This is a genomic window from Pseudomonas californiensis, assembly GCF_021147775.1.
GTDB classification, from domain to species: domain Bacteria; phylum Pseudomonadota; class Gammaproteobacteria; order Pseudomonadales; family Pseudomonadaceae; genus Aquipseudomonas; species Aquipseudomonas californiensis.
In genome coordinates this window covers 1-2,184 of sequence record NZ_JAGTPK010000105.1, presented here as the reverse complement: position 1 = coordinate 2,184, position 2,184 = coordinate 1, and the positions used below count along the sequence as shown (strand labels likewise).

Annotated in this window: 1 protein-coding gene; it reads left to right on the top strand. The window is 56.8% G+C overall.

All coding sequences use genetic code 11. From position 1 onward, the window contains the following. Positions 1 to 376: 376 nt before the first annotated feature. On the top strand, positions 377 to 2,184 hold a 1,808-nt coding region (locus KDX37_RS29050), incomplete at its 3' end, for an RHS repeat domain-containing protein (RefSeq protein WP_319941729.1).

Below are 2,184 nucleotides of genomic sequence, written 5' to 3'. Positions count from 1 at the left end.
TGATCCGGCACATGCTTTTATCCGGTCGAACCGGTTCAGGGATCTGAACGACTGCAATCTGCAACCCTGTCTTTTCTGTCAGTAGGCGGCGTGCTGGCCGCGGTGTATTAATCGGATACTGTTGTTTCTTGATCAGCGCGAAAGCTCTGAAGGGGGCCGCATGCCCGAATCTCCAGTATTATCACTGCACACCGCAACCCCTCGCCTGACAGTCCATGATCCCAGAGGCTTGTGCGTCAGATCGGTCGATTTTCATCGATCGAGCACTCACGCTACTGCAGACGTCAGGATCACTCGCCAATGGTTTGATAGCGCCGGACGCCAGAGGGCCGCTCAAGATCCCCGACTGGTGCGCGCAGGCGAAGTGTCGACAGCAATGCCTGCCAACCTTGTGCAAGTATTCAGTCTGTCCAATGTTCTGCTGTTCAGTAACAGTGTGGATTCAGGCTGGCGGCTCAGTTTGACAGGCGAAGCCGGGGAGGCCCGACTTGCATGGGATGGTCGCGGTTGTGTCTTCGAACATCTTTACGACCGCCTGCTGAGGCCAACGGCCGTTGCCGAGCAGACGCTGGGCCAGCCGGCCATGACCGTTGAACTCATGGCGTACGGAGGGCCTGATCAGAGCGAACACAATGCATGCGGTCGACTCATTCGCCATGATGATCCCGCTGGAACTCGGTGTTTTGAGGACTATGGGTTACATGGGCTGTTACTGACCGAGCAGCGGCGGTTTCTGCAGGAACTCGATCCTCCGGATTGGCCGCTCGACAGTACTGAACGTGAAAAGCTGCTGGAACCCGACGCTGCAATCACACAGTGGGTCTATGACGCGCTGGGTGACGCCATCGAGCAGACTGATGCCGCGGGTAATACTCAGCAGTTTGTCCATGATGTTGCAGGGCATCGCCAGGCCATTTTTCTGCGTTTGAAAGATGCCGTTTTGACACCGATAACGCGCGATATCGCCTACAACGCCTTTGACCAACCAACGCATGAATGGTCCGGTAATGATGTGATTACCTCGGTTGGCTACTGCGAGCAGACCGGGCTTCGATTGCACCTTGAGGCCGGTGTGCCAGATCAGCCACTTCTGCAATGCCTGGATTACGATTACGACCCTGTCGGCAACGTCATGTCGGTGTCCGATCAGACACAGGTGGCGTTGTTCTTCCGCAATCAACAGATCGATTACCGCAACACCTATCAATATGACTCCTTGAGTCAACTGATCAGCGCGACGGGCTATGAGAGCGTAGCAAGCGAAGGCTGGAGAGCCCTCGCAGGCCACTATAGCGGCGCGTCGGATCCTCGTGCGCTGGCCAACTATCAGGAACAGTACGAATACGATGCTGCAGGAAACCTGACACGGCTTGTCCATAGTGGTAGTAATGCCTTCACTCGCGAGTTTTTCACCTCTGCGTGCAGCAACCGTAGCCTGGCCGTTGACGGTGATTGGCGACCTGGTCAGCCAGAAATCGCTGAAGGTTTCGATGCTAACGGCAACCAGCGGGAGCTGTTCAAAGGGCAACTTCTGGAATGGGATGCGCGTAATCAGTTGAGCCGGGTAACGCCTGTCACTCGGACTTCAGCGCAAAACGACAGCGAGCGTTATGTGTATGACAGCGCGGGGCAGCGAGCACGCAAAGTTCAGCAGGCGAGCGCCCGCCATGCAGTACGCACGCTGGACGTGCGTTACTTGCCAGGCCTGCAAGTGTGGCGGGACTCGGTGGGCAACAAGGGTTGGCAGATCGTTGAAGTGGAGAGCGGGTTTGGCAGTGTGGCATGGACCCAATGGAACAGTACCCCTCCATCTGGCGTAAGCCCCGCATCCGGGCGGTATTCACTAGCTGATCATGTGGGGTCGGTCACGCTTGAAACAGACGAAGCGGGCGTCGTGCTGAATCTGGAGCATTACGCGCCTTATGGCGCCACGACTGTCTGGACGCATGCTGACAATCCTGATGCGAGTCTCAAGACGCGGCGTTACTCAGGCAAGGAGCGTGATGCGACAGGCCTTTATTATTACGGTCGTCGTTATTACGCGCCCTGGTTGCAGCGTTGGATCAGCCCAGACCCCGGCGGCACAATCGATGGTCTCAATCTCTATCGGTTTGCCAGGAACAACCCGAGCACCCTGAGTGATCCTGACGGGATGCAGCCGGAGGTCACGTTGCTGTATGGGTT